The 22,809-nt window shown below is 73.0% G+C and carries 28 protein-coding genes and 1 pseudogene; 15 read left to right on the top strand and 14 right to left on the bottom strand.

Going from position 1 to position 22,809, the window contains the following annotated elements; all coding sequences use genetic code 11:
* Window positions 1–30: 30 nt before the first annotated feature.
* A complete protein-coding gene (locus C1708_RS01815) occupies window positions 31–867 on the top strand; it encodes a MerR family transcriptional regulator (protein WP_106410967.1) in 837 nt (278 codons plus the stop codon).
* A gap of 103 nt (window positions 868–970) precedes the next feature.
* Window positions 971–1,348, top strand: a pseudogene (locus C1708_RS34750) (cytidine/deoxycytidylate deaminase family protein); the annotation flags it as partial.
* 166 nt (window positions 1,349–1,514) lie between these two features.
* Here the strand turns inward: C1708_RS34750 and C1708_RS01805 are convergent.
* The gene (locus C1708_RS01805) at window positions 1,515–1,943 is read right to left on the bottom strand and encodes a glutaredoxin domain-containing protein (RefSeq protein WP_106410966.1); all 429 of its coding nucleotides are present in this window, start codon (window positions 1,941–1,943) and stop codon (window positions 1,515–1,517) included.
* A gap of 9 nt (window positions 1,944–1,952) precedes the next feature.
* Entirely contained in the window at window positions 1,953–2,966 is a 1,014-nt protein-coding gene (locus C1708_RS01800) for a LacI family DNA-binding transcriptional regulator (protein WP_106410965.1), read from the bottom strand.
* Between the two features lie 302 nt (window positions 2,967–3,268).
* On the opposite strand from C1708_RS01800, the gene C1708_RS01795 reads away from it, so the two are divergent.
* The 4 genes from C1708_RS01795 to C1708_RS01780 all read left to right on the top strand — a co-directional run bounded on the left by C1708_RS01795 (window position 3,269) and on the right by C1708_RS01780 (window position 8,117).
* Window positions 3,269–4,576, top strand: a complete 1,308-nt coding sequence (locus C1708_RS01795) for an ABC transporter substrate-binding protein (RefSeq protein WP_106410964.1) — start codon at window positions 3,269–3,271, stop codon at window positions 4,574–4,576.
* Window positions 4,577–4,658: 82 nt separating this feature from the next.
* A complete protein-coding gene (locus C1708_RS01790; RefSeq protein ID WP_106410963.1) occupies window positions 4,659–5,654 on the top strand; it encodes a carbohydrate ABC transporter permease in 996 nt (331 codons plus the stop codon).
* A 12-nt stretch (window positions 5,655–5,666) separates the two neighbouring features.
* The gene (locus C1708_RS01785; protein ID WP_106410962.1) at window positions 5,667–6,590 is read left to right on the top strand and encodes a carbohydrate ABC transporter permease; all 924 of its coding nucleotides are present in this window, start codon (window positions 5,667–5,669) and stop codon (window positions 6,588–6,590) included.
* Between the two features lie 87 nt (window positions 6,591–6,677).
* Window positions 6,678–8,117 carry a GH1 family beta-glucosidase gene (locus tag C1708_RS01780; protein WP_106410961.1) on the top strand — a complete coding sequence of 480 codons (1,440 nt, stop codon included), beginning with the start codon at window positions 6,678–6,680 and terminating at the stop codon, window positions 8,115–8,117.
* 61 nt (window positions 8,118–8,178) lie between these two features.
* Here the strand turns inward: C1708_RS01780 and C1708_RS01775 are convergent, their stop codons facing one another.
* Window positions 8,179–8,850 carry a maleylpyruvate isomerase family mycothiol-dependent enzyme gene (locus C1708_RS01775; RefSeq protein ID WP_106416100.1) on the bottom strand — a complete coding sequence of 224 codons (672 nt, stop codon included), beginning with the start codon at window positions 8,848–8,850 and terminating at the stop codon, window positions 8,179–8,181.
* Between the two features lie 182 nt (window positions 8,851–9,032).
* On the opposite strand from C1708_RS01775, the gene C1708_RS35565 reads away from it, so the two are divergent.
* Entirely contained in the window at window positions 9,033–9,167 is a 135-nt protein-coding gene (locus C1708_RS35565; protein WP_274543340.1) for a hypothetical protein, read from the top strand.
* 18 nt (window positions 9,168–9,185) lie between these two features.
* Here C1708_RS35565 and C1708_RS01770 read toward each other — a convergent pair whose 3' ends face one another.
* The 3 genes from C1708_RS01770 to C1708_RS01760 form a co-directional block, all read right to left on the bottom strand.
* Window positions 9,186–9,926 (bottom strand): class I SAM-dependent DNA methyltransferase, encoded by a 741-nt coding sequence (locus tag C1708_RS01770; protein ID WP_198602375.1) that lies wholly within the window; start codon window positions 9,924–9,926, stop codon window positions 9,186–9,188.
* Between the two features lie 88 nt (window positions 9,927–10,014).
* Window positions 10,015–10,614, bottom strand: coding sequence for a DUF4291 domain-containing protein (locus tag C1708_RS01765; protein WP_106410959.1), 600 nt, complete (start codon window positions 10,612–10,614; stop codon window positions 10,015–10,017).
* A 40-nt stretch (window positions 10,615–10,654) separates the two neighbouring features.
* Window positions 10,655–11,179, bottom strand: coding sequence for a GNAT family N-acetyltransferase (locus tag C1708_RS01760; protein WP_106410958.1), 525 nt, complete (start codon window positions 11,177–11,179; stop codon window positions 10,655–10,657).
* Between the two features lie 176 nt (window positions 11,180–11,355).
* Between C1708_RS01760 and C1708_RS01755 the strand changes: the two genes are divergently transcribed.
* From C1708_RS01755 to C1708_RS01745, 3 genes are all read left to right on the top strand, one after another.
* A complete protein-coding gene (locus tag C1708_RS01755; RefSeq protein ID WP_106410957.1) occupies window positions 11,356–12,759 on the top strand; it encodes an amidohydrolase family protein in 1,404 nt (467 codons plus the stop codon).
* A 100-nt stretch (window positions 12,760–12,859) separates the two neighbouring features.
* On the top strand, window positions 12,860–13,729 hold the full coding sequence (locus tag C1708_RS01750) for a helix-turn-helix transcriptional regulator (protein ID WP_106410956.1): 870 nt from the start codon (window positions 12,860–12,862) through the stop codon (window positions 13,727–13,729).
* 76 nt (window positions 13,730–13,805) lie between these two features.
* Window positions 13,806–14,663: a helix-turn-helix transcriptional regulator gene (locus C1708_RS01745; protein ID WP_106410955.1), complete on the top strand. Its 858-nt coding sequence runs from the start codon at window positions 13,806–13,808 to the stop codon at window positions 14,661–14,663.
* Window positions 14,664–14,717: 54 nt separating this feature from the next.
* Here the strand turns inward: C1708_RS01745 and C1708_RS01740 are convergent, their stop codons facing one another.
* Window positions 14,718–15,017 (bottom strand): Atu4866 domain-containing protein, encoded by a 300-nt coding sequence (locus C1708_RS01740; protein ID WP_106410954.1) that lies wholly within the window; start codon window positions 15,015–15,017, stop codon window positions 14,718–14,720.
* A gap of 182 nt (window positions 15,018–15,199) precedes the next feature.
* Here C1708_RS01740 and C1708_RS01735 point away from each other — a divergent pair, with 182 nt between their 5' ends.
* The gene (locus C1708_RS01735; protein ID WP_106410953.1) at window positions 15,200–15,967 is read left to right on the top strand and encodes an Atu4866 domain-containing protein; all 768 of its coding nucleotides are present in this window, start codon (window positions 15,200–15,202) and stop codon (window positions 15,965–15,967) included.
* Between the two features lie 137 nt (window positions 15,968–16,104).
* On the opposite strand, the gene C1708_RS01730 is transcribed toward C1708_RS01735, so the two are convergent.
* The 5 genes from C1708_RS01730 to C1708_RS01710 form a co-directional block, all read right to left on the bottom strand.
* The gene (locus C1708_RS01730; RefSeq protein WP_106410952.1) at window positions 16,105–16,536 is read right to left on the bottom strand and encodes a hypothetical protein; all 432 of its coding nucleotides are present in this window, start codon (window positions 16,534–16,536) and stop codon (window positions 16,105–16,107) included.
* Complete coding sequence (locus C1708_RS01725; RefSeq protein WP_106410951.1) at window positions 16,520–17,011, bottom strand: RNA polymerase sigma factor; 492 nt, start codon at window positions 17,009–17,011, stop codon at window positions 16,520–16,522. Before C1708_RS01725 ends, C1708_RS01730 begins: the two co-directional genes overlap by 17 nt.
* Before the next feature lie 132 nt (window positions 17,012–17,143).
* On the bottom strand, window positions 17,144–17,767 hold the full coding sequence (locus tag C1708_RS01720; RefSeq protein WP_106410950.1) for a class F sortase: 624 nt from the start codon (window positions 17,765–17,767) through the stop codon (window positions 17,144–17,146).
* Window positions 17,764–18,138 (bottom strand): RodZ family helix-turn-helix domain-containing protein, encoded by a 375-nt coding sequence (locus tag C1708_RS01715; protein WP_106410949.1) that lies wholly within the window; start codon window positions 18,136–18,138, stop codon window positions 17,764–17,766. The genes C1708_RS01720 and C1708_RS01715 overlap by 4 nt, the downstream gene beginning before the upstream one ends.
* 133 nt (window positions 18,139–18,271) lie before the next feature.
* The gene (locus tag C1708_RS01710; RefSeq protein WP_106410948.1) at window positions 18,272–18,682 is read right to left on the bottom strand and encodes a Rid family hydrolase; all 411 of its coding nucleotides are present in this window, start codon (window positions 18,680–18,682) and stop codon (window positions 18,272–18,274) included.
* 79 nt (window positions 18,683–18,761) lie between these two features.
* Between C1708_RS01710 and C1708_RS01705 the strand changes: the two genes are divergently transcribed.
* The 3 genes from C1708_RS01705 to C1708_RS01695 all read left to right on the top strand — a co-directional run bounded on the left by C1708_RS01705 (window position 18,762) and on the right by C1708_RS01695 (window position 20,061).
* Window positions 18,762–19,142 (top strand): winged helix-turn-helix transcriptional regulator, encoded by a 381-nt coding sequence (locus C1708_RS01705; protein WP_106410947.1) that lies wholly within the window; start codon window positions 18,762–18,764, stop codon window positions 19,140–19,142.
* Window positions 19,143–19,236: 94 nt separating this feature from the next.
* A complete protein-coding gene (locus C1708_RS33915; RefSeq protein ID WP_157951219.1) occupies window positions 19,237–19,437 on the top strand; it encodes a VOC family protein in 201 nt (66 codons plus the stop codon).
* A gap of 135 nt (window positions 19,438–19,572) precedes the next feature.
* On the top strand, window positions 19,573–20,061 hold the full coding sequence (locus C1708_RS01695) for a VOC family protein (RefSeq protein ID WP_106410946.1): 489 nt from the start codon (window positions 19,573–19,575) through the stop codon (window positions 20,059–20,061).
* Window positions 20,062–20,081: 20 nt separating this feature from the next.
* Here the strand turns inward: C1708_RS01695 and C1708_RS01690 are convergent, their stop codons facing one another.
* Window positions 20,082–20,981: an NAD-dependent protein deacetylase gene (locus C1708_RS01690; protein ID WP_106416099.1), complete on the bottom strand. Its 900-nt coding sequence runs from the start codon at window positions 20,979–20,981 to the stop codon at window positions 20,082–20,084.
* A 216-nt stretch (window positions 20,982–21,197) separates the two neighbouring features.
* Window positions 21,198–21,809, bottom strand: coding sequence for a TetR/AcrR family transcriptional regulator (locus tag C1708_RS01685; RefSeq protein WP_106410945.1), 612 nt, complete (start codon window positions 21,807–21,809; stop codon window positions 21,198–21,200).
* 101 nt (window positions 21,810–21,910) lie between these two features.
* On the opposite strand from C1708_RS01685, the gene C1708_RS01680 reads away from it, so the two are divergent.
* The gene (locus C1708_RS01680) at window positions 21,911–22,807 is read left to right on the top strand and encodes an alpha/beta fold hydrolase (protein WP_106410944.1); all 897 of its coding nucleotides are present in this window, start codon (window positions 21,911–21,913) and stop codon (window positions 22,805–22,807) included.
* Window positions 22,808–22,809: the final 2 nt, after the last annotated feature.

Genomic DNA, 22,809 nt, shown 5'->3' with positions numbered 1-22,809 from the left:
GGCCCGGACCCGGCCGCCAGGAGCATCACCATGACGGAGCGACTCACCATCGGGGAGTTCTCCCGCATCACCCACCTCAGCATCCGCACGCTCCGCCGCTACCACGAGCAGGGCCTGCTGGTCCCCGCCGAGGTCGACCCGGTGACGGGCTACCGCTACTACTCGCCCGAGCAGGTCCGCCCGGCCCAGACCGTCCGGCGGTTCCGCGACCTCGACCTGCCCCTGGCGGACCTGCGGCGCTTCCTCGAGGCGGAGGCCGGCGCCCGCGGCGGGGCGGCGGACCGGGACACGGCCCGGCAGGTCGTGACCGCCCACCTGCGCCGGCTCGAGGACCGGCTCGGCCGCACCCAGCGCGCCGTCGAAGCGCTCCGCGAACTCCTCGACCCCGGCGCGGAACGGACGGTGACCCTGGAGGTCCTCCCGCCCCAGCGGGTCCACGCCGTGTCCCTCGACGTCCCCGAGGGAGCCGGCCTGGACTGGTACGACACGGCGATGCGTGACCTCGACGCCGCCGTCGGACACCGCCCGGTGCTCCCGCCGGGCGGCCGCTACGCGCACGAGCTGTTCACCGAGGGCCACGGCCACGCCACCGTCTACCTCCCCGCCGAGACACCCCTGCCCCCGGGGGCCCCGGCCACCGTGCGCGAGCTGGACCTGCCGAGCAGGACGGCCGTCGTCGCCACCCACTGCGGCCCGCACGACGACCTCGACCTCACCTACGGCGCCGTGGGCTCCTTCGCCGCGCGCCACGGCCTGCGCGCGCAGAACCTCGTCGAAGAGGTGTACCTGGTGGGGCCGCGCGACACGGACCAGCCGGAGCGCTGGCGCACCCTCGTGGCCTGGCTGACCGACCCCGACCGCACCTGACACCGGCACCGGCTTGCGGTCCCCGGTTCAATGGCCCCGTACCTCACAGGAACGACGGAGGGCACGCCGGGCCACGCACACCCACGACGTCGACCAGGAACTCGTGGCGGCCGCGACGCACGTCGCCCGCACCCGCTGCCGGGGCGACGACCACACCATGGCCGCGGCGGCCCGCGCCACGGACGGCCGGATCGTCACCGCCGTGAACGCCTGTCACTTCACCGGCGGTCCCTGCGCCGAACCGGTCGTCGTCGGAACGGCCGCCGCACAGGGCGCCCACGACCTGGAGACGATCGTCGCCGTCGCCGTCGGCGACCGCGACCGGGGAGTCGTCCCGCCGTGCGGCCGCTGCCGCCAGGTCCTCCTCGACTACTCCCCGGCCCTGAAGGTCGTCGTGGGCACGGCCGACGGCCTCCTCGCCGTCCCCGTCGCCGGCCTCCTCCCGCACACCTGCGTCTGGGCCGACCACCAGCTCGACCCCTCGTCGTGGTCCGAGCCGGACATCGGCGACCCGCGCGGTGTCCCCGAGGGCCGCGGCGTCACCGGAGTGGAGGTCAGGGACGTCCACGCCGTCGGGGACCCGGACCCGACGGAGGCGGGGGACGGCCCGCACCGACGAGCCGGGCGACCACCGACGCCCCCGCCCGTCACAACCGCTCGCGCACCCACTCCGGGTCAGGATTCACGTACGCCTCCCCGTCCGGCAGGACGACCGTCGGCACCGTCTCGTTCCCGTCCGCGACCGCCCTCACCGCCGCCGCGGCGGCCGGGTCGCGCCAGATGTCGACCCAGTGCGCCCGGCGCGCGTCCCGTCCCAGCCGAAAACGCAGCCGCCTGCAGTACCGGCACCCCGGCCGCCAGTAGATCACCGGACGCCCGTCCTCCCGGCTGCGGCGCCGCGCCTCCTCCGTGCCGAGGGCGGCCGGGAAGAGCAGCGGTGAGTTCACCACCGCGAACACCAGGCACGCCAGCAGGGCTGCGACCGCCGGGACGGTGCTCCCGCGGGCGAGCAGGCCCGCCGCGCCCAGTACCCCGGCCGCCGTGAGCAGCAGCGGCAGCAGCCGGCCCCGTGACACCTCGCGTCCCTAGGACGACTCGCGGACGACCAGCTCCGTGGGCAGGGTGATCTGCTGCCGGGGCCCGTCGTTCAGGGTGATGTCGGTGAGGATGCGGGCCATCGTGCGGCCCAGTTCCTCCACCGGCTGGCGCACCGTCGTCAGCGGCGGGTTGGTGTGCCGGGCGAGCACCGAGTCCTCGAAGCCGACCACGGCGACGTCGTCCGGCACCCGGCGCTTCCGCCGGCGCAATTCGGCCAGCGCGCCGACCGCCATGAGGTCGGAGGCGGCGAACACGGCGTCCAGATCCGGGGCGCGTTCAAGAAGCAAACGCATGGCGCGACCGCCGCTGTCCTCGGAGAAGTCACCCGTCTCGATCAGCGACTCGTCCGCCGGAACGCCCGCTTCCTGGTGCGCCGTGCGCCACCCCGCGAGGCGGGCGCGGCCGACGTCCATGTCCTGCGGACCGGTGATCGTCGCGATCCGCCTGCGGCCGCGGCCCAGCAGATGCCGTACGGCTTCGGCGGCGCCCCCGGCGTTGTCGGAGTTGACGTAGCTCAGCTGCTCGCCCGCGTCGCGGCGGCCGGCGAGCACCGTGGGCAGTCCCATCTCCTCGAGGATGCCGGGCAGCCGGTCCTCGGAGTGGACGGAGACCAGCAGCACGCCGTCCACCCTGCGGGTGGCCACCGACTCGGTGAGCTGGTCGCGTTCGGCCTGGTCGCGCACCAGCATGAGCTGCAGCTGGGTGCCGCTCTCGCCGAGCGCGCCGCTCACGCCGCGGATCAGCGCGGCGAAGAACGGCTCCGAGCCGAGCCGGCTCTCCGACTCGGGGATCACCAGGGCCACGGCGTCGGTGCGGTTGGTGACCAGGCCCCGGGCGACCGAGTTGGGGACGTAGTTCAGTTCTTTGATCGCCGCGAGGACCCGGGCCCGCGCGTCGGCGCTGACCAGGTCGGAGCCGTTGACGACGCGGGAGACCGTGGTGCGACCCACGCCGGCGCGGGCGGCGACGGTTTTGATCGTGGGACGGCGGTTGCCGGTCATGCACTCCCCCCTCAGCGGCCGCGGCGGCGTTCTCTGCCGCGGAGGTGACCTGCGGCAATTCTTGCAGACGCCTGCCCCGGTGGATCACCCCCCAGGGTCCGGGAGGCGAACGGAGGGCCCGATCCGCATGCGGAAGTTGCTTTCAAGTTATTGACAGATTGCGCCGCTGCTACAAGTCTTCGTCACGCGGTGGGAACGTGCCCACCCGGAGTTGGGCACGTTCCCACCTCGACCAAGATCCGCTGTAGTCATCGCAGACCTCGTCACTCCGATGTGTCAGCGCCGTCGCTAGGAGGAGATCCATGGGCACTCTCGGTTCGTTGCGCAGGAAGGCGGTGGCGACAGCCGCGGCCGTCGGCGCGCTCTCGCTCGTCGTCGGCTGCAGCGGCGACAGCGACTCGGTCACGGGTGGCAGCAAGGACGGCGACAAGGTCACCATCACCATGGGCATGTTCGGCGTCATGGGGATCAAGGAGACCGGCCTGCTGGAGGAGTACGAGAAGAACAACCCCGGCGTCACGATCAAGGCCGAGATAGCCGGTGACGAGCAGACCTACTACACCGCGCTGCAGACCAAGCTCGCCGCCGGCAAGGGCCTGAAGGACATCCAGGGCATCGAGATCGGCCGCGCCAAGGAGATCACCGAGACCCGGGCCGACATGTTCGCCGACTTCGCGGGCATGGCGGGCACCGACCACTTCCTGCCCTGGAAGCAGTCCCAGATCACCACCGAGGACGGCAAGGTGCTGGGCCTCGGCACCGACATCGGCCCGATGGCCGTCTGCTACCGCAAGGACTACTTCGAGAAGGCCGGCCTGCCCACCGACCGCGAAGAGGTCGGCAAGCTGTGGGCGGGCGACTGGAAGAAGTACGTCGAGGTCGGCCGCACCTTCAAGAAGAACTTCAAGGGCGACGGCGTCGCCTACACCGACTCGGCCAGCGGCCTGTTCAACGCCATGGTCTACGGCTACCCCGAGCAGTACTACAACGAGCAGGGCGAGCTGATCCACGACAAGAACCCGGCCGTCAAGGAGGCCTGGGAGCTGGCGTCGGACGCCGCCGACGAGGACCTGACCGCCAAGCTGCGCCAGTTCCAGCCCGGCTGGGACCCCGGTCTGGCCAACGGCACGTTCGCGACCGCGGTGTGCCCGGCCTGGATGCTGAGCCACATCAGCGAGAAGGCCGGTGAGGTCAACAAGGGCAAGTGGGACGTCGCCCGCGCTCCGAAGGGCGCCAACTGGGGCGGTTCCTTCCTCGGCGTGATCGAGAAGAGCCCGGTGAAGGAGGAGGCGCAGAAGCTCGTCGCCTGGCTGACCGCGCCCGAGCAGCAGGCCCGCATCTTCAAGGACCTCGGCAACATCCCGTCCTCGCAGAAGGCCCTCGAGGACCCGTCCGTGAAGGCCGTGAAGAACGACTACTTCAGCGGCGCGCCGCTCGGCCAGATCTTCGGCGCCGCGGCGCAGGAGATCCCGGACAAGCAGGTCCTCGGCCGCAAGGACGGCACCATCAAGGACACCTTCTCCCAGGGCCTGGCCCTGGTGGAGCAGGGAACGCCGCGTGACGAGGCCTGGAAGACCACCGCGGAGCGCATCGAGAAGGCGGTCCGCTGACCGTCGCCCCGCGGCCGTCCCGGGCCCGCTGCCCCCAGCGGGCCCGGGACGGCTCCCCATTCGCTCTCAGGAAGGAAGTCCGGTGGCCACCTCCACCACCAAGGCCCTGGCCGGCGAGGAGCCGCCGGGCCCGTCCCGCTCGCGGGACGGCAAGGAGACCTCACGGCGGCGCGGCGTCTGGCTGCACCGTCTTGACGTCAAGGGCGCCCCGTACGCGTTCGTCGCCCCGTTCTTCGTCGTCTTCGCCGCGTTCAGCTTCTACCCGCTCGTCTACACCTCGTGGATCTCCCTGCACGACGTGGAACTGGCCACGCTCGACGTCATGGAGTGGGTGGCGTTCGACAACTACGTCGACCTGTGGGGCGATTCGCGGTTCTGGAACGCCGTTCAGAACACCATCACCATCGGCGTCATCTCCACGGTGCCGCAGCTCCTGATGGCCCTGGGCATGGCGCACCTGCTCAACTACCGCATGCGCGCCTCGCTGTTCTTCCGCGTCGCGTCGCTGGTGCCGTACGCCACGTCCGTCGGCGCCGCCGCGCTCGTCTTCACCATGATCTTCGAGCGCGACTTCGGCATGATCAACTGGGGACTCGGCCTGATCGGCGTCGACCCGGTGAACTGGGAGGCCGACAAGTGGCCCGCCCAGGTCGCGATCTCCACCATCGTCATCTGGCGCTGGACCGGCTACAACGCCCTGCTCTACCTGGCCGCCATGCAGGCCATCCCCGCCGACCGCTACGAGGCCGCCTCCCTGGACGGCGCGTCCCGCTGGCAGCAGTTCCGGCACGTCACCGTGCCCGGCATCCGCTCCACCATCGTCTTCACCATCGTGCTCTCCACGATCGGCGCCACCCAGCTGTTCGGCGAGCCGCTGATCTTCGGCCAGGGCCCCAACGGCGTCACCGGCGGCGCGGACAACCAGTACCAGACGCTGGGCCTGCTGCTGTACGAGGAGGGCTGGAAGAACTACCAGATGGGCCGCTCGGCGACCGTCGCCTGGGCGATGTTCATGCTGCTGGTCCTCGCCTTCGTGGCGCAGCGACTGATCAAGCGCCTGCGCTCCCGCACGTCCTGACCTGGAGACGCCATGACCATCCACAGCCTCCCGGCCCGGACGGACGCACCGGCCCGGCCCGAACCCGAGAAGCCGGCCGGCCGCGGCGGCCGCCGCCTGCTGCGCGAACGCGCCGGGCGCACCCACCACGCCGGACCGCTCGCCTACATCCTGCTCGCCATCATGGCGGTCCTGTCCATCTTCCCGCTGTACTGGACGATGGTGGCGGCCTCCACCGACAACACCCGGGTCAGCCAGACCCCGCCGCCGTTCCTGCCCGGCCCGAACCTGTTCAGCAACCTCGCCCGCGCCTGGGACGAGGCGGCCATGGGCAAGGCGATGATCAACAGCACGATCGTGGCCGGGGTGATCGCCCTGTCCACGGTGTTCTTCGCGACGCTCGCCGGGTTCGCCTTCGCCAAACTGCGGTTCAAGGGCCGCAACGTCCTGCTCATGCTGGTGATCGGCACCATGATGGTGCCGCCGCAGCTCGGTGTCGTCCCGCTGTTCATGATGATGTCGGAGCTCGGCTGGTCGCAGCAGCTGCCCGCCGTCATCTTCCCCACCCTGGTCAGCGCCGTCGGCGTGTTCTTCATGCGGCAGTACCTCTCCGAGGCGCTGCCCGACGAACTCGTCGAGGCCGGCCGGGTCGACGGGGCGCACTCGCTGCGCATCTTCTGGAGCATCGTGCTGCCCGTCGCACGGCCCGCCATGGCCGTGATCTTCATGATCACGTTCGTGCACGCCTGGAACGACTTCTTCTGGCCGTTCGTGGTGCTCGACATGACCAACCCGACCGTCCCCGTCGCGCTCACCCAGCTCAGCGCGGGCTACGTCCGCGACCAGTCGCTCATCATGGCCGGCGCGCTGCTCGGCACCCTGCCGCTGCTGGCGATGTTCATCGTCTTCGGCCGCCAGATCGTCAGCGGCATCATGGCCGGCGCCGTCAAGGGCTGACCGCTCCCCGCAGGCCCCCGCTCCGACCCCCTCACCGGGCTCTTCGCACACCCCGCGAACGACCCCCACCACCCCGAAAGGACTCACGTGGTCACCGCAGCACAGCAGACCGCGTCCGCCCCGGACGCCGCCCGCACCTTCCCCAAGGGCTTCCTCTGGGGTTCGGCCACCGCCTCCTACCAGATCGAGGGCGCCGCCTCCGAGGACGGACGCACCCCGTCCATCTGGGACACCTACGCCCGCACCCCGGGCCGGGTCCGCAACGGCGACACCGGTGACATCGCCACCGACCACTACCACCGCTGGCGCGAGGACGTCGCCCTCATGGCCGAACTCGGCCTGGGCGCCTACCGGTTCTCGCTCGCCTGGCCCCGCATCCAGCCCACCGGACGCGGTCCCGCCGTGCAGAAGGGCCTCGACTTCTACCGGCGGCTGGCCGACGAGCTGCTGGAGAAGGGCATCCAGCCCGTCGCCACCCTCTACCACTGGGACCTGCCCCAGGAGCTGGAGGACGCCGGCGGCTGGCCCGAGCGCGCCACCGCCGAACGCTTCGCCGAGTACGCCGCCCTCGCCGCCGACGCCCTCGGCGACCGCGTGCGGACCTGGACCACCCTCAACGAGCCCTGGTGCAGCGCCTTCCTCGGCTACGGCTCCGGCGTGCACGCCCCCGGCCGCACCGACCCGGTCGCCGCCCTGCGCGCCGCCCACCACCTCAACCTCGGCCACGGCCTCGCCGTCCAGGCCCTGCGCGACCGCCTCCCGGCCGCCGCCCAGTGCTCGGTCACCCTCAACATCCACCACGTCCGCCCGCTCACCGGCACCGAGGGCGACGCGGACGCGGTCCGCCGTATCGACGCGCTCGCCAACCGCGTCTTCACCGGCCCGATGCTGGAGGGCGCCTACCCGGAGGACCTCCTCAAGGACACCGCCGGCCTGACCGACTGGTCCTTCGTCAAGGACGGGGACCTCGAGCAGATCAACCAGCCGCTCGACTTCCTCGGCGTCAACTACTACACGCCCACGGTCGTCTCCGAGACCGACGGCAGCGGCACCCACACCTCCGACGGCCATGGCAACAGCCCGCACAGCCCCTGGCCGGCCGCCGACAAGGTCGCCTTCCACCAGCCCCCCGGCGAACGCACCGCCATGGGCTGGGCCGTCGACGCCACCGGCCTGTACGACCTGCTGCGCCGGCTGTCGCACGACTTCCCGAAGCTGCCGCTGGTCATCACCGAGAACGGCGCCGCCTTCGACGACTACGCCGACCCCGACGGCAACGTCAACGACCCCGCCCGCATCGCGTACGTCCGCGACCACCTGGCCGCCGTCCACCGCGCCATCCTCGACGGCTCCGACGTGCGCGGCTACTTCCTGTGGTCCCTGCTCGACAACTTCGAGTGGGCGCACGGGTACAGCAAGCGGTTCGGCGCGGTGTACGTCGACTACCCGACGGGCACCCGCATTCCCAAGGCCAGCGCCCGCTGGTACGCGGAGGTCGCCCGCACGGGCGTCCTGCCGGCGGCCTGACCTCGGCTCCGCGAGCCCGACTCCCTGCCCGTGGGGGGACAGGGAGTCGGGCTCGCGGGCGTCATCTCGCGCCCGAGCGGCTCCGGAGCACCTCGACACCGTCGCCGTCGAGGTCGTCGCAGTACGCCGCGCGTCCGGTCATCGCCATGACGAGGGCCACGGTCCGCCCGGACACGAGGGGCCCGTCCCCGGCCCTGAACGGCCCGTCGTCGGCGACGAGCCGCAGCCCGCCGACGCGCCCCTTGGCGACGACCACGAGGTCCGTGCCCCGGTAGTACTCCGCGACGGCCGTCACGGTCTCGACCGGGTAGGCCCGCCGTATGCCGAGCGGGCGCCGGACGTCCTCCCCGTGGACGACGGTCTCGCCGAGCATGGCGATGACGGGCAGGGGAGGCTTGGTCGTACTCGGCACCGTGCGCCTGAAGCGCTCGAGGGTGTCCGCCGGACCCGGACCGAGCTGCTCCGCCAGCCGCATGGCCACCTGCCTGTCGAAGTCGAACCGGCAGCGGAGGACGCCGGCCAGCCACCTGAGCGTGCCGAGACTGGCCCCCGCGGTGAGATGCGCGAGCACCTCACGCACCGACAGCCCGTCACAGAGCGAGGGCGTCGCCCACTGCTCGGCGCCGATCTCCCCGAGATCGTCGGCGAGCGCGGCCCGCTCGGCACGGATCATGGACCACACGGTGGTGTCGGGAAGGCGGCGGCCGGTCGCCGGGCCCGGACGAGTCGTCATGGGGGCGGTGCTCCTGTCGGTGAGGGCGTTCACACGTTCCAGGGGGTGACTCCCGCCCCGGACGGAACTCATCGCCGCCGAAGCAGCGGAATGCGCCACACGGACGTCGTGACCCGACCGCGTGCACCCTCACGCCGGCGACGGCACCGTGGCACCCGGACGGCGAGGCCGAGGTCCCCGTCATGGACGAAGAGGCCCGCTTCGTCGGGGAGTACGTGCTGTCCGCCGGCCACGCCCAGGACCTCGTCCGCGGCTTCGTCCGCGGCTTCGTGCGCACAGGGAACCCGGACGCACCGGGGCAGTGGCACGTGAGGTGAGGACGTGGCCGGTCGGTCTCAGGCCGGTTTGCGCCACACGGAGATGTGCTTCGGGGAGTCCTGGGTGAACGGTGCGCCGTCCCAGTCGGCGACGCGGCGCTCCGGCGCCAGACCGGCGATGCGGGCCATGAGGTCGAGCTCCGCCGGCCACGCGTAGCGGTGGCGGGAGGCGTCGCGGCGGTAGTGGTCACCGTCTCCGTCGCGGGAGAAGTGGTGCGAGACGAGGATCTGTTCGACGGGGTCGACGGTGTCGAACCCGAGATGCCGCTCGGACACGTCGAACGGCACGGCGACCTGCCCGGGCGGCAGGAACCGCAGGGGCGGCACGCCCAGCTCGATGACGAACCGGCCACCGGGCTCCAGATGACGCGCGGCGTTGCGGAAGCACGCGACCTGCTCGTCCTGCGTGAGCAGGTTCGAGATCGTGTTGTAGACGAGGTACACCAGGGAGAACTCGCCCGGCACGACGGTTGTGGCCATGTCCCCGATGACCACCGGGAGCGTGTCCTCGTCGACCTTGCGGCGCAACACGGCCGCCATGTGCTCGGACAGCTCGATGCCCGTCACCGGCACACCGCGTCCACGGAGCGGCACGCCCACGCGCCCGGTCCCGATGGCGAACTCCAGCGCCCTGCCCTCGCCGGCCAGCTCGGCGAGGAAGCCGACGGTCGCTCCGAGGACGGCGGCCGAGGTCATCTCGGTCTCTTCGGCGTCATAGCGTTCGGCGGCCTCACGGCCCCACATCTCACTGCTCGTCACGGTCGGCCACTCTGCCGCGCGCCGGAAGGCGCTGTCGACACAATTACGCGCGCCGGGCCGGCGTGCCGCCGTGCGGCGGACGGTTCGGTCAGGCGTCTCCGCGCAGGTGAGCCAGTGCCTCGTCGCCTGCCGGGTACGGGCGTTCGCGGGGCAGGAGCTGCCGGGCGAGGTCCAGTTCCCCGTCACGTACGTGGGCGTGGACCGTGTGGGCCAACGGCGTGACGTCGACCATGGAGACGATCCACTCGTCGGCGTGGAGACGGGCCGCTTCGCCGGAGAGGCCGAGCTGGAGGGACCGGTACGGGAGCGGCTGGAGACGCAGACCGCGCTCCGGGTCCCACTGCACCCGGGCCGGCGCCCGTCCCGACGCGCGTCGCCACGCGGCGCGGTCGGTGCGGAGCCCTCGCTCGTAGTGGGACAGACAGGCGTGACGCAGTGCCCACTCGAAACCGTCGCGGGTGATCCCGACGGCGAGGACGGTCCCCTGGCCTTCCTTCATGCCCCACCCGCACCGGTACATCATCCAGAGGAACGACGGCTTGATCCACGTCATCCGGTCCCGCTTCCACGCGGCCGGGAAACGGCCGTCACGCGCCGCCGGCGCCCCGATCTCCGGCGGGTACGCCTGATAGACCGTGACCGTGCGGTCCGTGTACGCGGCTCGTGTCCGGTGTCTCGGCTCTGTCACCCGGCCAAGGATGATCGCACCGCCGCGCGCGTGCCAGTGATCAACGGCCGCGCATCCCGAGCCACTGCTCGGCGTCCCACGCCCGGAACCGCTCCACCTCCGTGAAGCCGAGCTCGGCCGCGAGGCGGAGCGAGCGGGTGTTGGCGGTCTGGGTGGCCAGGACCACCGGCCCGCCCGGGAGCACGCCATCGAGCCACGCGAGTGCCGCCCCGCACGCCTCCGCCGCGTACCCGAAGCCCCACGCCCGCGGCAGGAAGAGGTACCCGAGATCGACCTTGCCCACGGCAGCCGGGCGCAGGTGCTCGGTCGCTCTCCTGAGCAGCACCTGCCCGGTCATCGTCCCGTCGAGCTCGACGACGAAACTCCCCGGCGCCCGCCCGGGCACCTCGGGCATCTCGCGTTCCAGCTCGCCCCGCGGCCTGGCGCCGCCGAGGTACCTGTGCACCTCCTGCGACGCGTACAACTCGACGAACGCCGCCCGGTCCCGGGCCTCCGCCGCGCGCAGCACCAGCCGCTCGGTGCGGATCGGTGCGGGCGGCCAGGGGACGGGTCCGAGATCTGTCATGCCGGCCGGCCAAGCAGCGCGCCCGGCCGCGATCAAGATGTCCGTGCCCTCACCACAGCCCCAAACAGGGTGCGTGACACCTGGGAAGACGCCGGTCTGGCTGCCGTGGCCGGGAGGACCGAGGGTGAGAGCCGGTCGACAGACACCCACGCCCGATCCACGAAAGCAGACCCGACATGCACCTCGACGACACCACCAGCGCCGCCGTCCTGGAACAGCTCCGGCGCCGTCCCGCCGCGGACCGGCGCATCCTGTTCACCGGCGCCACCCTCGTCACCATGGACCCCGCCCTCGGCGTCCTCGACCGAGGCGACCTCCTCGTCGAGGGCGACACCGTCACCGCCGTGGGACCGCGGCTCAGCGCCGGCGACGCCGTCGTCGTCGACGTGACCGGCTGCGTCCTCACCCCCGGCTTCGTCGACACCCACCGGCACGCCTGGGAGACCCAGCTGCGCCGGATCATGCCCGACGTCGACGACCTCGGCGGCTACGTCATGTCCACCCTGGCCGGCTACGCCACGGTGTACCGGCCGGAGGACATGTACACCGGCACCCGGCTCGCCGCCCTCACCGCTCTCGACAGCGGCATCACCACCATGCTCGACTTCTCCCACAACTCCCGCACCCCCGCCCACTCCGACGCCGCGATCGAGGCTCTCCGCGACACCGGCGTCCGAGGCGTGCACGCCTCCATGGGGCCGCACTTCGGGGAGTGGGACCGGCAGTGGCCCGGCGACCTGACGCGTCTGAGGGACCAGTACTTCCGCAGCGACGACCACCTGCTCACCCTCCGCCTGGCGACGCTCGCCACCGACGAGGTCGCCGGACCGGCCCTCGCCTACGGTCCCGAACTCGCCCGTGTCGCCCAGGAACTGAACATCGGCGTGAGCGTGGACGCCGTCTTCGGCACCGCCTCCTCGGAGGCGATCCTGCGCTGGGCGGAGGACGGCGTCCTCGGCCCCGACGTGACGTTGATCCACGCCACCGGGCTCACACCGCAGGCGTGGAAGGTGATGGGGGAGACCGGCGCCACCGTCGCGCTCGCCCCCACCTCCGACGCCCAGATCGGACTGGAGACCGCGATCCCCGCCGTGGACGAGGCCCTGTCCGCCGGCATCCGTCCCGGGCTGAGCATCGACGTCGAAGTCGCGCTCGCCAGCGACATGTTCACGCAGATGCGGGCCCTGCACACCATCCAGCGCATGCGCGCCGTCAACGCCGCCTACGGCACCGGCAGGCAGCCCCGCCGCATCACCACCCACGACGTCCTCGACTTCGCCACCCTCCAGGGCGCCCGCACCAACGGCCTCGCCGGCGTCACCGGTTCACTCACCCCGGGCAAGAAGGCCGACCTCCTGGTCATCAGGGCCGAGGACCTCAACAACATGCCGCTCAACGACCCGATCGGCACCGTCGTCCTGGGCTCCGACGCGCGCAACATCAGCGCCGTCCTCGTCAACGGCGAGCCCCGCAAGTGGGACGGCCGCGTCCTCGACGTCGACCTGACCGCCTTGCGCGACGAGGTCCACGCCTCCCGCGCGTACGTGCGGAACGCCTTCAAGGACACCGCCGCCGCCTGAGGAATCCCGGGTCGCGGCGGCCCAGGGTCCTCTTTTCCTGGGTGCGACCCACCCCCCTTCGGCCCCACCACGACACCCTCCCGAGCCCTAGCCTCGACCCATGAGCACGCACGACGATCCCGTCGCCGAGAACGCGTTGGGCGGTTTCCTCCGCGCACGGCGCGCCCGGCTGCGCCCCGAAGACACGGGCATCCCCTCTTCGGGGCGCCGCCGGGTGCCCGGCCTGCGCCGTGAGGAGGTCGCCACGCTCGCCGGGGTGAGCACCGACTACTACACGCGTCTGGAACAGGGCCGCGAACGGCACCCGTCACCGCAGGTGCTCGACGCCGTGGGGCGGGCCCTGCGGCTGGACGACGAGGCGGTGGCCCACCTGCACCGGGTCGCCGGCCCGGCGACCCGCCGTACCCGCCCCGCGCAGCGCGCCGAACGCGTCGCACCGCACCTGCGGCGCCTGCTCGACTCGTGGAGCGTCACGCCCGCCTTCGTCCTGGGCGCCGCCCTCGACGTCCTGGCCCGCAACCGCCTCGCGGACGCGCTCTTCTCCGGCTTCACCCACCCCGACAACCTGCTGCGCATGACGTTCCTGGACCCGGCAGCGCGCCGTTTCCACCGCGACTGGAACCGGGCCGCCGAGTCGGCCGTCGCCGCACTGCGGCGGGCCGCCGGCACCGGCCCCGACCACCGGGCACTGAGCACGCTCGTGGGTGAGCTGTCCATCAAGAGCCCGGAGTTCCGCACCCTGTGGGCGCGTCACGACGTACGCGGCAAGACCCGTGAGACCAAGCTGCTCCACCACGCCGAGGTCGGCGACCTGGAGCTGCACTACGAGTCGTTCACCGTCAACAGCGCCCCCACCCAGCAGCTCGTCGTCTACCAGGCCGAACCGGGCACCCCCTCCGCCGACGCCCTCACCCTGCTCGGGTCCCTCAGCGCCGAACCCGCGCCCGTTCCGGACACGGCCCGTGACTGAGAGCCCGCCGGCCCGGCGACCGGGCCCGCACACGCGGCGCGTGCCCGCACCTCCGGGCCACCAGTAGGTTGGAACCATGAGCGACAGCACTCCGCTGGGAGACTTCCTCCGAGCGCGACGCGAAGCCGTCAAGCCGCAGGACGTGGGGCTTCCGGAACACGGCCGCCGACGGGTCAAGGGGCTGCGCCGCGAGGAGGTCGCCCTGCTCGCGGGCGTGAGCTCCGACTACTACATGCGCCTGGAGCAGGGACGGGAGTCCAGCCCGTCGTCCCAGGTGCTCGACGCGATCGCCGCCGCCCTCCGCCTCGACGACGAGGCCCACGACCACCTGCGCCGGCTCACCCGCTCGCCCCAGGAACGCCGCGGCGCCCCCGGGCGGCACGACCGGGTCAGCCCCCAGCTCCTCCGGCTGATCGACAGCTGGCCCGACACCCCCGCCTTCATCCTGGGACCGGCCCTGGACGTCCTGGCGCACAACGCGCTCGCCACGGCCCTGCACAGCGGGTTCCAGCGGTTCGACAACCTGGCCCGCATGGTCTTCCTGGACCCGGCCGGGCGCACCTTCTACCGGGACCGGGACAGGGCCGCGGACTCCTGCGTGGCCGAACTGCGCGCGGCCTACGGACACGACCCCGGCTCGCCGCGGATCACCGAGGTCGTCGACACGCTCCGCGCCAGAAGCCCCGAGTTCGCGCAGTCGTGGGCGCGGCACGAGGTGAAGCGGAAGACGCAGCAGGCGAAGAACCTCGCCCACCCGGACGTCGGCGCCCTGGAGATCCGGTTCCAGGCCTTCAGCGTGAACGACGCCCCGCACCAGCAGCTCGTCGTCTACCAGGCCGAGCCGGCCAGTGCCACCGCCGCGGCCTTCGCCGCACTCCGGTCCCGCACCGGCCACGGTGCCGAGGAGTCCCCGCGCGCGCACAGCGACACCTGACCGCGCGGGCCGCCCTGTGGCGCCCCGCGCGGTCAGGTGTGCTCCCGCGCGCTGTCAGCCGCGCGGCCGGCGTCCGTCCTCCCGGGCACGCTCGTCGCCCTCGCGGTAGAGCACCAGGTGCTCGTGGAAGAGGACGCCGTCACGGACGTCGCCCGTGGCGGTGAAGCCGGTGTCGTCGACGTAGTCGATGTGGCTGCCGGTGACGGTGTAGCGCCCGGTGTAGGCGCTCTCGCGGGTGCCGCGGGCCTCGTCGTACCGCCCGTCCGGCAGCAGTTCCTGGCGGATGTGTCCGTCCGCGGTCACCCACATCCCGACGTACGGGTGCGGGGCGCGGGTTGTGTCGTTGCTGGTCATGACTCCAGCGTCGACCGGGCCGCCGCCGGCAGCCAGGCCGCCGTTCCCCTGGGTGCGGCACACCCACCCCCGCGATCGTGGGTGCTCCGCACCTGGGCACACGGCGGCCTGGTTCCGGTTCCGCCGCGCGACGAACCTGGTGGTCGTACGGACCGATCACCCGACACCACCCGAGGTGCACCATGACCACCACCGCTCCCGCTCCCGCGACCTGGAACCGGAAGGCGCTCGACGACATCCTCGCCGATGACGCCCACGACGGCGGCGGCCGTCCCGTCCTGTTCACCAACGCCCGCGTCATGACCCTGGACCCGCTGATCGGGACCATGACCGGCGCCGACCTCCTGGTCGTCGGCCCGCTGATCGTCGGCGTCGGCCCCGGCATCGTCACCGCGGCGGAGGACGACAACGCCATCGTCGTCGACTGCACGGGCACGACCGTCGTCCCCGCCGTCGTGGACACCGTCGCGCTGGCCGGCGGGCGCGGCGCCCGCTCCGAGCACGTGGCGACGCTGGTCCCGGGCAACACCGCCGACTTCCTGGCGGTGCCCGACGAACTCGCCGACGACGTCCCCAATGCGGTGGCCGCCCTTCTGTCCCGGCGTGCGCAGGTCCGCGCCCTGGTCGCGGCCGGCCGCCCCGTCCTGTGGTCGGGCGCCGACGTCCCCGGCCGCGCCGCCGTCCCCCGAGCGGGCGTCCCCGCCGCTCCCGACCTGACCGGCAGCCCGCGGCTCGGCGTCTGGATCGACCGGAACGACTTCCTGCACCAGGAGCTCACCGCCGACGGCCGCTACGACGAGACCCGCGGCGGCCGCCCGCACGCCTACCAGGGCCGGTTCTGGATCGACGGCGACCGCATCGACTACCTGGACGACCTCGGGTTCTGGGCCTACGGAGAGTTCAGGGGCGACGAACTGCACCACGCGGGCTACGTCATGAAGCGGGGCTGACCCGCCGTCGTCGCGGAGGGCGACGACGGCAGGGAACGCCCTCGGCCCGCCTGTCGTACGAACAGGCGGGCCGAGGGCGCCGCGGCGGGCGCGGCACGCGACATGCCGAGGCCGCGCTTCTCCCGGGTGTGCGGCTCCTACCCGGGCCCGGCCGCCTCCGGCACCACGGGCTGTGGCGTCGGCACGACGTGACCCCGTGGCGTCGCCGACGCACTGACGTCGGGGGCGGGGCGGGTGTCCACGGCGGACTCGGAGGGCCGCGGTGGGACGGTGGGGCCTGTCGTGGGCGAGGGGGAGCCGGCCAGGGGCGGCGGTGCCAGCGGGACCGTCGGCGAGACCGGCCGGTCGGAGGTCGTCACGTTCTGCAGGGGCAGCGCGACCAGCACGGCGACGGCGCAGGTGAGACCGGCGCCGACCGTCGTACGGAGCAGCCGTCGCCGTGCCGCACGGCGGCGGACCGCCTCGAACCGGCCGGGAGGCGGGCCGAGGTGGTCGGACGTGGGCCGCAGGAGTTCGGCGAGCGGGTCGTCCGGCTCGAACTCGGGACCCTCGTCAGCGTGAGTGATCAAGGTTTCTCCTCAGGTGGGCACGGAGCAGCTCCCTGGCCGCGTGAAGATCGGCCTTGATGGTTCCCTCCTTGCGTCCGGTCACCGCGGACACCTCCCGGACCGGCAGGTCAGCGTAGTAGTGCAGCAGGATCGGCACCCGCAGCCGCTCCGGCAGCGCCTGCACCAGCAGCCGCACCGACGGGTCGGACGGCTCCGCGTGCGGACGTACGGCCGCCTCGGTGCCGACCCGGCGCACGGTCGTGCGCTCGCGTTCGAGTCTGCGCCAGTGGTCGCGCACCAGGTTGGCCGCGGTGACGTACAGGAAACCCCGTGGTTCCGTCACCGAGGTCCAGCGCGACCACAGCCGGGTGAACGCCTCCGAGGCGATCTCGTGGGCCGTCTCGTCGTCGTCGACCAGACGGCGGCACCAGCCGGCGAGGCGCGGGTAGAGGGCGGCGAAGAGCTCGGACGCTGCCTGCTCACGGGACCGTTTCAATGCTCTCCATGGTCGGAGCGGCCCCGGTGACGGGGCACCGCTCGCGGACGGGACGACGGGACGACGGGACGACGGGGAACGGGCGGCCGGATGCCGGGCCGCCGGTGTGGCGGCCCGGCACGCCGTGCGGGGTCAGGGGGCGGTGGCGCGGAGTGCCGCGAAGACGATCACGTTGTCGCGGTACTCGCCGTCCTCCAGCGGGCCGCCGCACGTGATGAGCCGCAGCTCCGGCCGCGCGGTGTCGCCGTAGACGTCCTCCGTCGGGAAGTCGGCCTTGGCGACCGTGCGGACCGAGGTGACGGCGAACTCCGCCGCCGAGCCGTTCTCCAGTCGCACCGTGACCCCGTCGTCCCGCCGCAGCCGGGCCAGGTCACGGAAGACCCCGTCACCGTGGGCGCCGACCGTGACGTGGCCCAGGATCACCGAGGGACCCGGCCGGCCCGGCGTGGGGGAGTGCCGGTACCAGCCGGCCGGGTCGTCCGCCGTGACCGGGGGGACCTCCACCGTGCGGTCCGGGGCCAGCCCCAGCCGTACGACCCGGGTGTCGACCCCGATGGCGGGGATCTCCAGACCGACCGGGACCGAACGCGCCGGGGGACGCGGTCCGGAGGCGGGGGAGACCGCCGCCGGCGCCCGGGGCCCCGGCGGTTCCGTCGTGGCCGGCCGGTCGGCGGCGGGGCCGGCCCCGCCGCCGCAGCCCGCGACCAGGCAGGCCGCGGCCACGGTGACGACGGCACGCCTGGGGAACGGCGTCATGCCCCGGACGCCCGCCGGCGCACGACGAGGACCGCCGCGCCGCCCGCGGCGAGCACCGCGGCGGCGCCCCCGCCGATCAGCAGGCCGTCGCTGCCGGGCTGCGCGGCGACCGGGGCGTCACCGGTGTCCGGGGCTCCGCTCGGCACCACGGTGACCCCGCCGGCCTCCTCCGCCGGGGCCTGGGTCGGCTCGGCGGCACCGGGCTCGGCCGGAACCGGGCTCGGGTCCTCGGACACCCGGTCGCCGGAGTCGGCGGAGGCCGTCGCACCGGTGTCGGGGACGGGGGAGGGGTCGTCGGCGAACGCCGGCACCGCGGTGGCCAGCACGGCGGTGCAGGCGAGTGCCGCTCCGCTCAGGACGTTTCGGCGCATGGAACGCTCTCTTTCCTGGGTCCGCCCGCACGGTCGCCCGGCGGGCTGGGGGATGGAACGTGCGGAGAGACGAGGGAGCGGAGGCCCAGGTTGCAAAGAGAAGGTAAAGGCGCGAACGGCGGTGGCGGCGGGCTCAGTCGAGGATCGCCGTCGCCTCCACCTCGACCAGCACGTCGGGCTCGAAGAGGTGGTCGACGCCGATGAGGGACGCGGGCGGCAGCGGCAGCGGCAGGCCGATCTCCTCGGCGACCTCCTCGACCCCCGCCATGAACGGGCCGATCTTCTCCGGCGCCCAGTCGGTGACGTAGAAGGTCAGACGCAGGACGTCGTCGAAGGAGGCGCCCGCGCCGCGCAGGCCGCGCGCCGTGCCCCGCAGCGCGTGGGCGACCTGCCCGGCGAGGTCCCCCGGGGCGAGCGGAGTCCCGTCGGCGGTGCGGGCGATCTGCCCGCTGACGTGCACGTGACGGGTGCCCGTCCCCACGGCGACGTGCTCGTACGGGGTGGGCTGCAGCATGCCTTCGGGCGTGAAACGGCGGACGGCCACGGGGGACTCCTCGTGTCGGAACGATAGGTATACCTTTGATACTTGGTGGAAGAAGGACACTTCAAGGAGACCAGGTATCGTGCCGGAAACCGAAGGCGGCCGCGGCAGCGGCGAGTTGAGGATCGAGACCGCGCACCGCGAGCTGCTCGACCAGGTGCTGGACAAGTGGTCGCTGAGCGTCCTCAACGAACTCTGCGAGCGGCCCTGCCGGTTCAACGACCTGCGCCGCGCCATCCCCGCGGTGACCCAGAAGTCCCTCACCGCGACCCTGCGCCGGCTCGAACGCAACGGCATCGTCGAGCGCGAGGTCGTCAGCTCCCGTCCCGTCGCCGTCGAGTACCGCATCACCCCGCTCGGCAAGACCATGCGGCGCCCGGTCGACGTGCTGCTGGAGTGGGCCACGGCCCACCTGCCCGAGATCGAGCGGGCCCGCCGCGCCTTCGACCTCGGCCTCGAGTGAGGCCGAGGACTCCCGCGACACGCACCGGCGCCGAGAGCAGGGCACGGGCCGCGTCCCGGGTGCACCACTGGCCGCGGGACGCAGCGCGCGACGCGTGAAGGAGCGATGCGCGGCGATCCGGCGGACGGACGACGTGGCCGTCGTCGTCGACGACCTGGACGACACGGTCACCCGCCTGCGCCGCCGCGGGGTCGGACTCCTCGGCGGGGTGGTCCGGTACGGGAACGCCCACCGCCTCCGCGACCTGCGCGGCCCCGCGGGCGTCGTCGTCACGCTGGCGGAACGGATCGGCTGACCGCCCCGCGCGCCGAGGACGCCCCACCGGCCGCCGCCCTCACCGAAGCACCTTGACCTCAACCGAAGTCGAGTTCCTACGGTCGTCCTCGAGAGCCGCGGCATTCGGCCGCAGCACCGCACGAGGAGGTCCGTCATGGACGAGCGCACGGCCGAGGCGGAGATCCCCGACCGCTACCACTACGCGGTGGTCCCGCACATCATGGTCGACGACGCCGCTGCCGCGATCGACTTCTACCGGCGGGCGTTCGGCGCGCGCGAGGACTTCCGGCTGGAGGCGCCGGGCGGGGGAGTGCTGCACGCCGAGATCACCGTGGGACGGTCGGCGCTGATGCTGGGCGACGCGAGCGTGAAGGAGGCGGAGGACGCGTCCTTCACCGCGCCCGCCTTCCTCGGCGGCGCCACCTCCGTCACGCTGCACGTGTTCGTGCCGGACGTCGACGCGCTGGCCGCGCGGGCGGAGGCGGAGGGCGCGGAGATCCTCCAGCCGCCGACGGACATGTTCCACGGGGACCGCACGGTGATCCTCCGCGATCCCTCGGGACACCTGTGGGTGTTCCTGACCCACCTCGAGGACGTGAGCGAGGACGAACTCCGGCGACGCCTGGCCGCCGCCGGAGTGTGACCGCGGCGGCGGGGCCGCGTTCAGGCGGCCGCCGCGTCCTCGACCGGCACGCCCAGCCGCTCGGCCACGGTGGTGAGCGCCGAGCCCAGCGGCAGCCCGACCCGCGCCAGGGCGTGCCGGTCACCACGGGTCGGGTCCCGGTTGACGATCAGCACGGGCTTGCCGCTCTCCGCCGCCAGCCGGACGAACCTCAGCCCCGACATCACCGTCAGCGACGAGCCCAGGACCAGCAGGGAGGACGACTCCCGCACCATCCGCCGGCACAGCTCGACCCGCTGCGGCGGCACGGTCTCCCCGAAGAACACCACGTCCGGCTTGAGGACGCCGCCGCACACCGCGCACGGCACCACGCGGAAGCCGACGACCTGGTCGTCGGTGAGGTCGGCGTCGCCGTCGGGGTTGATCCCCGCGGCCACCGGCGAGAAGCCGGGGTTGGCCGCCTCCAGCCGCTCCGCGAGGTCACTGCGCGGACTCATCCGCCCGCACGAGAGGCAGACCACCCGGTCCAGACTCCCGTGCAGTTCCACCACGCCCCCGCTGCCGGCGGCCTGGTGCAGCCCGTCGACGTTCTGGGTGATCACACCCGACACCAGGCCGTGGCGGGCGAACGCCGCCACGGCCCGGTGCCCGGCGTTGGGCCGGGCGCGTCCGAAGGTGCGCCAGCCGAGATGGCTGCGCGCCCAGTACCGGCGCCGGGCGGCGGCCCCGCCGACGAACTCCTGGAACGTCATCGGGGTGTGCCGGCTCAGGCTCCCGCCCTCGCCGCGGTAGTCGGGGATGCCGGACTCGGTGGAGATGCCGGCCCCGGTGAGCACCAGCACGCCGCGGGCGCGCAGCGCGTCGACGACGGGGTCCAGGTTCGTGGTGGCCGGCGGCAGGTCTCCCGCCGGGGTCCAGCTCAAAGTGGGGCGCACGCGCATGTCACCCAGGGTACGGAACCGCTGCAAACCCTCCGCCGGTCCTGTGATCCGCGGCCTGCGGGCGCATACGGAGGGCCCGGGTGACGAGCGGGAGCCGAGGGCGCCGAGCGGAGCGGCGGCATACCACTCGGCGTCCCAGGCCACCGCGGGCGGCGCGGGATCCGCCCGCGGGCCACCGCGGGCGGACCGGCGGCCGTCCCCGCCGGAGCCGGACGGTCACGCCTGGTCCAGCAGCCGCTCCGCCATCGCGCGGGCGTCCCGCAGACAGCGGCTGTCGCCCTCCAGACCCGCCCGCACCATCGCCCCCTCCAGCAGGAAGGCGATCTGCCGTGCCGTGGTCCGGGCGGCGTCGGGACGGCCGGGCAGCAGCGCCGTGACGTGCTCCGCGATCATCCGCTCCACCACCTCCTTCTGCCGGCGCACCTGCGCCCGCCCCTCGTGTCCGGCGGGCATCTCCGCGGCCGCGTTGAGCAGTCCGCACCCCCGGAAGTCGCCGGTGGCGGGGGAGTCGGCACCGGCGATGTAGGTGTCGAAGACGGCCAGCACGCCGTCGCGGGGATCAGGCTCCGGCCCCACGCGCTCCCGGTACCGCGTCAGCCAGTCCTCGTGCCGGTCGTCCAGATAGGCGCGGACGAGATCGGCCTTGGAGGAGAAGTTGTTGTAGAGGCTCATCTTGGCCACGCCGGCCTCGGCGGTGATGGTGTCGATGCCCGTGGCCGTCACGCCCTCCTGGTAGAAGCGGCGCGCGGCGGCCCGCAGGATCCGCTCACGCGCGGGTCGTCGCCTCTCCGGCCCCGCCGTTCCCGCCGGCTGCCGCCGTTCCGTCATGACGCACCCTTCCCTATGTAGACTGGTCTACCTAGTCTACAGGGTGAGGCGACGGCGGCCCCCGCCGCCGTCCCACCGCCCCGGCCTCCGAGGAGGGCATGATGACGACCCTGACCGACCACCTCATCGTCGACGGAGTACGGCTGGCCTACCGCGACAGTGGCAGCGGCGAGCCGGTGGTCTTCCTCCACGGCACGCCCTCCCACTCCTACGAGTGGCGCGACGTCGTCCCCCGTGTCGAAGCGGCCGGCCACCGCACCATCACCTACGACCTGCTCGGGTACGGCCTCTCCGAACGCCCCGCGCACCGGGACACCTCGGTCGCCGGCCAGACCGGCCTTCTCGGGCACCTCCTCGACGCCCTCGACGTCGACCGGGTCAGCCTGGTGGCGCACGACATCGGCGGCGCCATCGCCCTGCGCTTCGCCCTCGCGCACCCCGGCCGGGTACGCCGACTGATGATCATGGACTCCGTGAGCTACGACTCGTGGCCCTCGCCCACCTGGCGCCGCGTCATCGACGAGGAGCTGGACACGTACGCGGCCATGGCGCAGGAGGACTTCGACGCCCTGCTGACCCGTCAGCTCACCATGACGGTCGCCGACAAGTCGCTGATGACCGGCGACGTCCTGCGCGCGTACCTGGCGCCCCACGGGTCGCGGCTCGGCCGCACCTCCTTCTTCGAGCATCAGGTACGCCACTACGACGCGCGCTACACCCAGGAGATCACCGGCCGGCTCGGGGAGCTGGCCATGCCCGTGCGCATCCTGTGGGGCGCGGAGGACGAGTGGCAGCCCGTGCGCTACGCCGAGCGGCTGCGGGACGACATCCCCGGTGCGGAACTCGTCGTCGTGCCCGACGCCGGACACTTCCTCATGGAGGACGCACCGGACCGCGTCGTCCACGAGATCCGCGAGTTCCTCGCCGAAGCCGAAGCCGAAGCCGAAGCCGAAACAGGGGCCGGGGTCGAGGCAGAGGCCGACGTACGGGCGTCATGACG

The organism is Streptomyces sp. DH-12 (genome assembly GCF_002899455.1).
Taxonomy (GTDB): Bacteria; Actinomycetota; Actinomycetes; order Streptomycetales; family Streptomycetaceae; genus Streptomyces.
The sequence above is the reverse complement of the archived record's forward strand: the minus strand, read 5'-3'. Positions and strand labels throughout refer to the sequence as shown.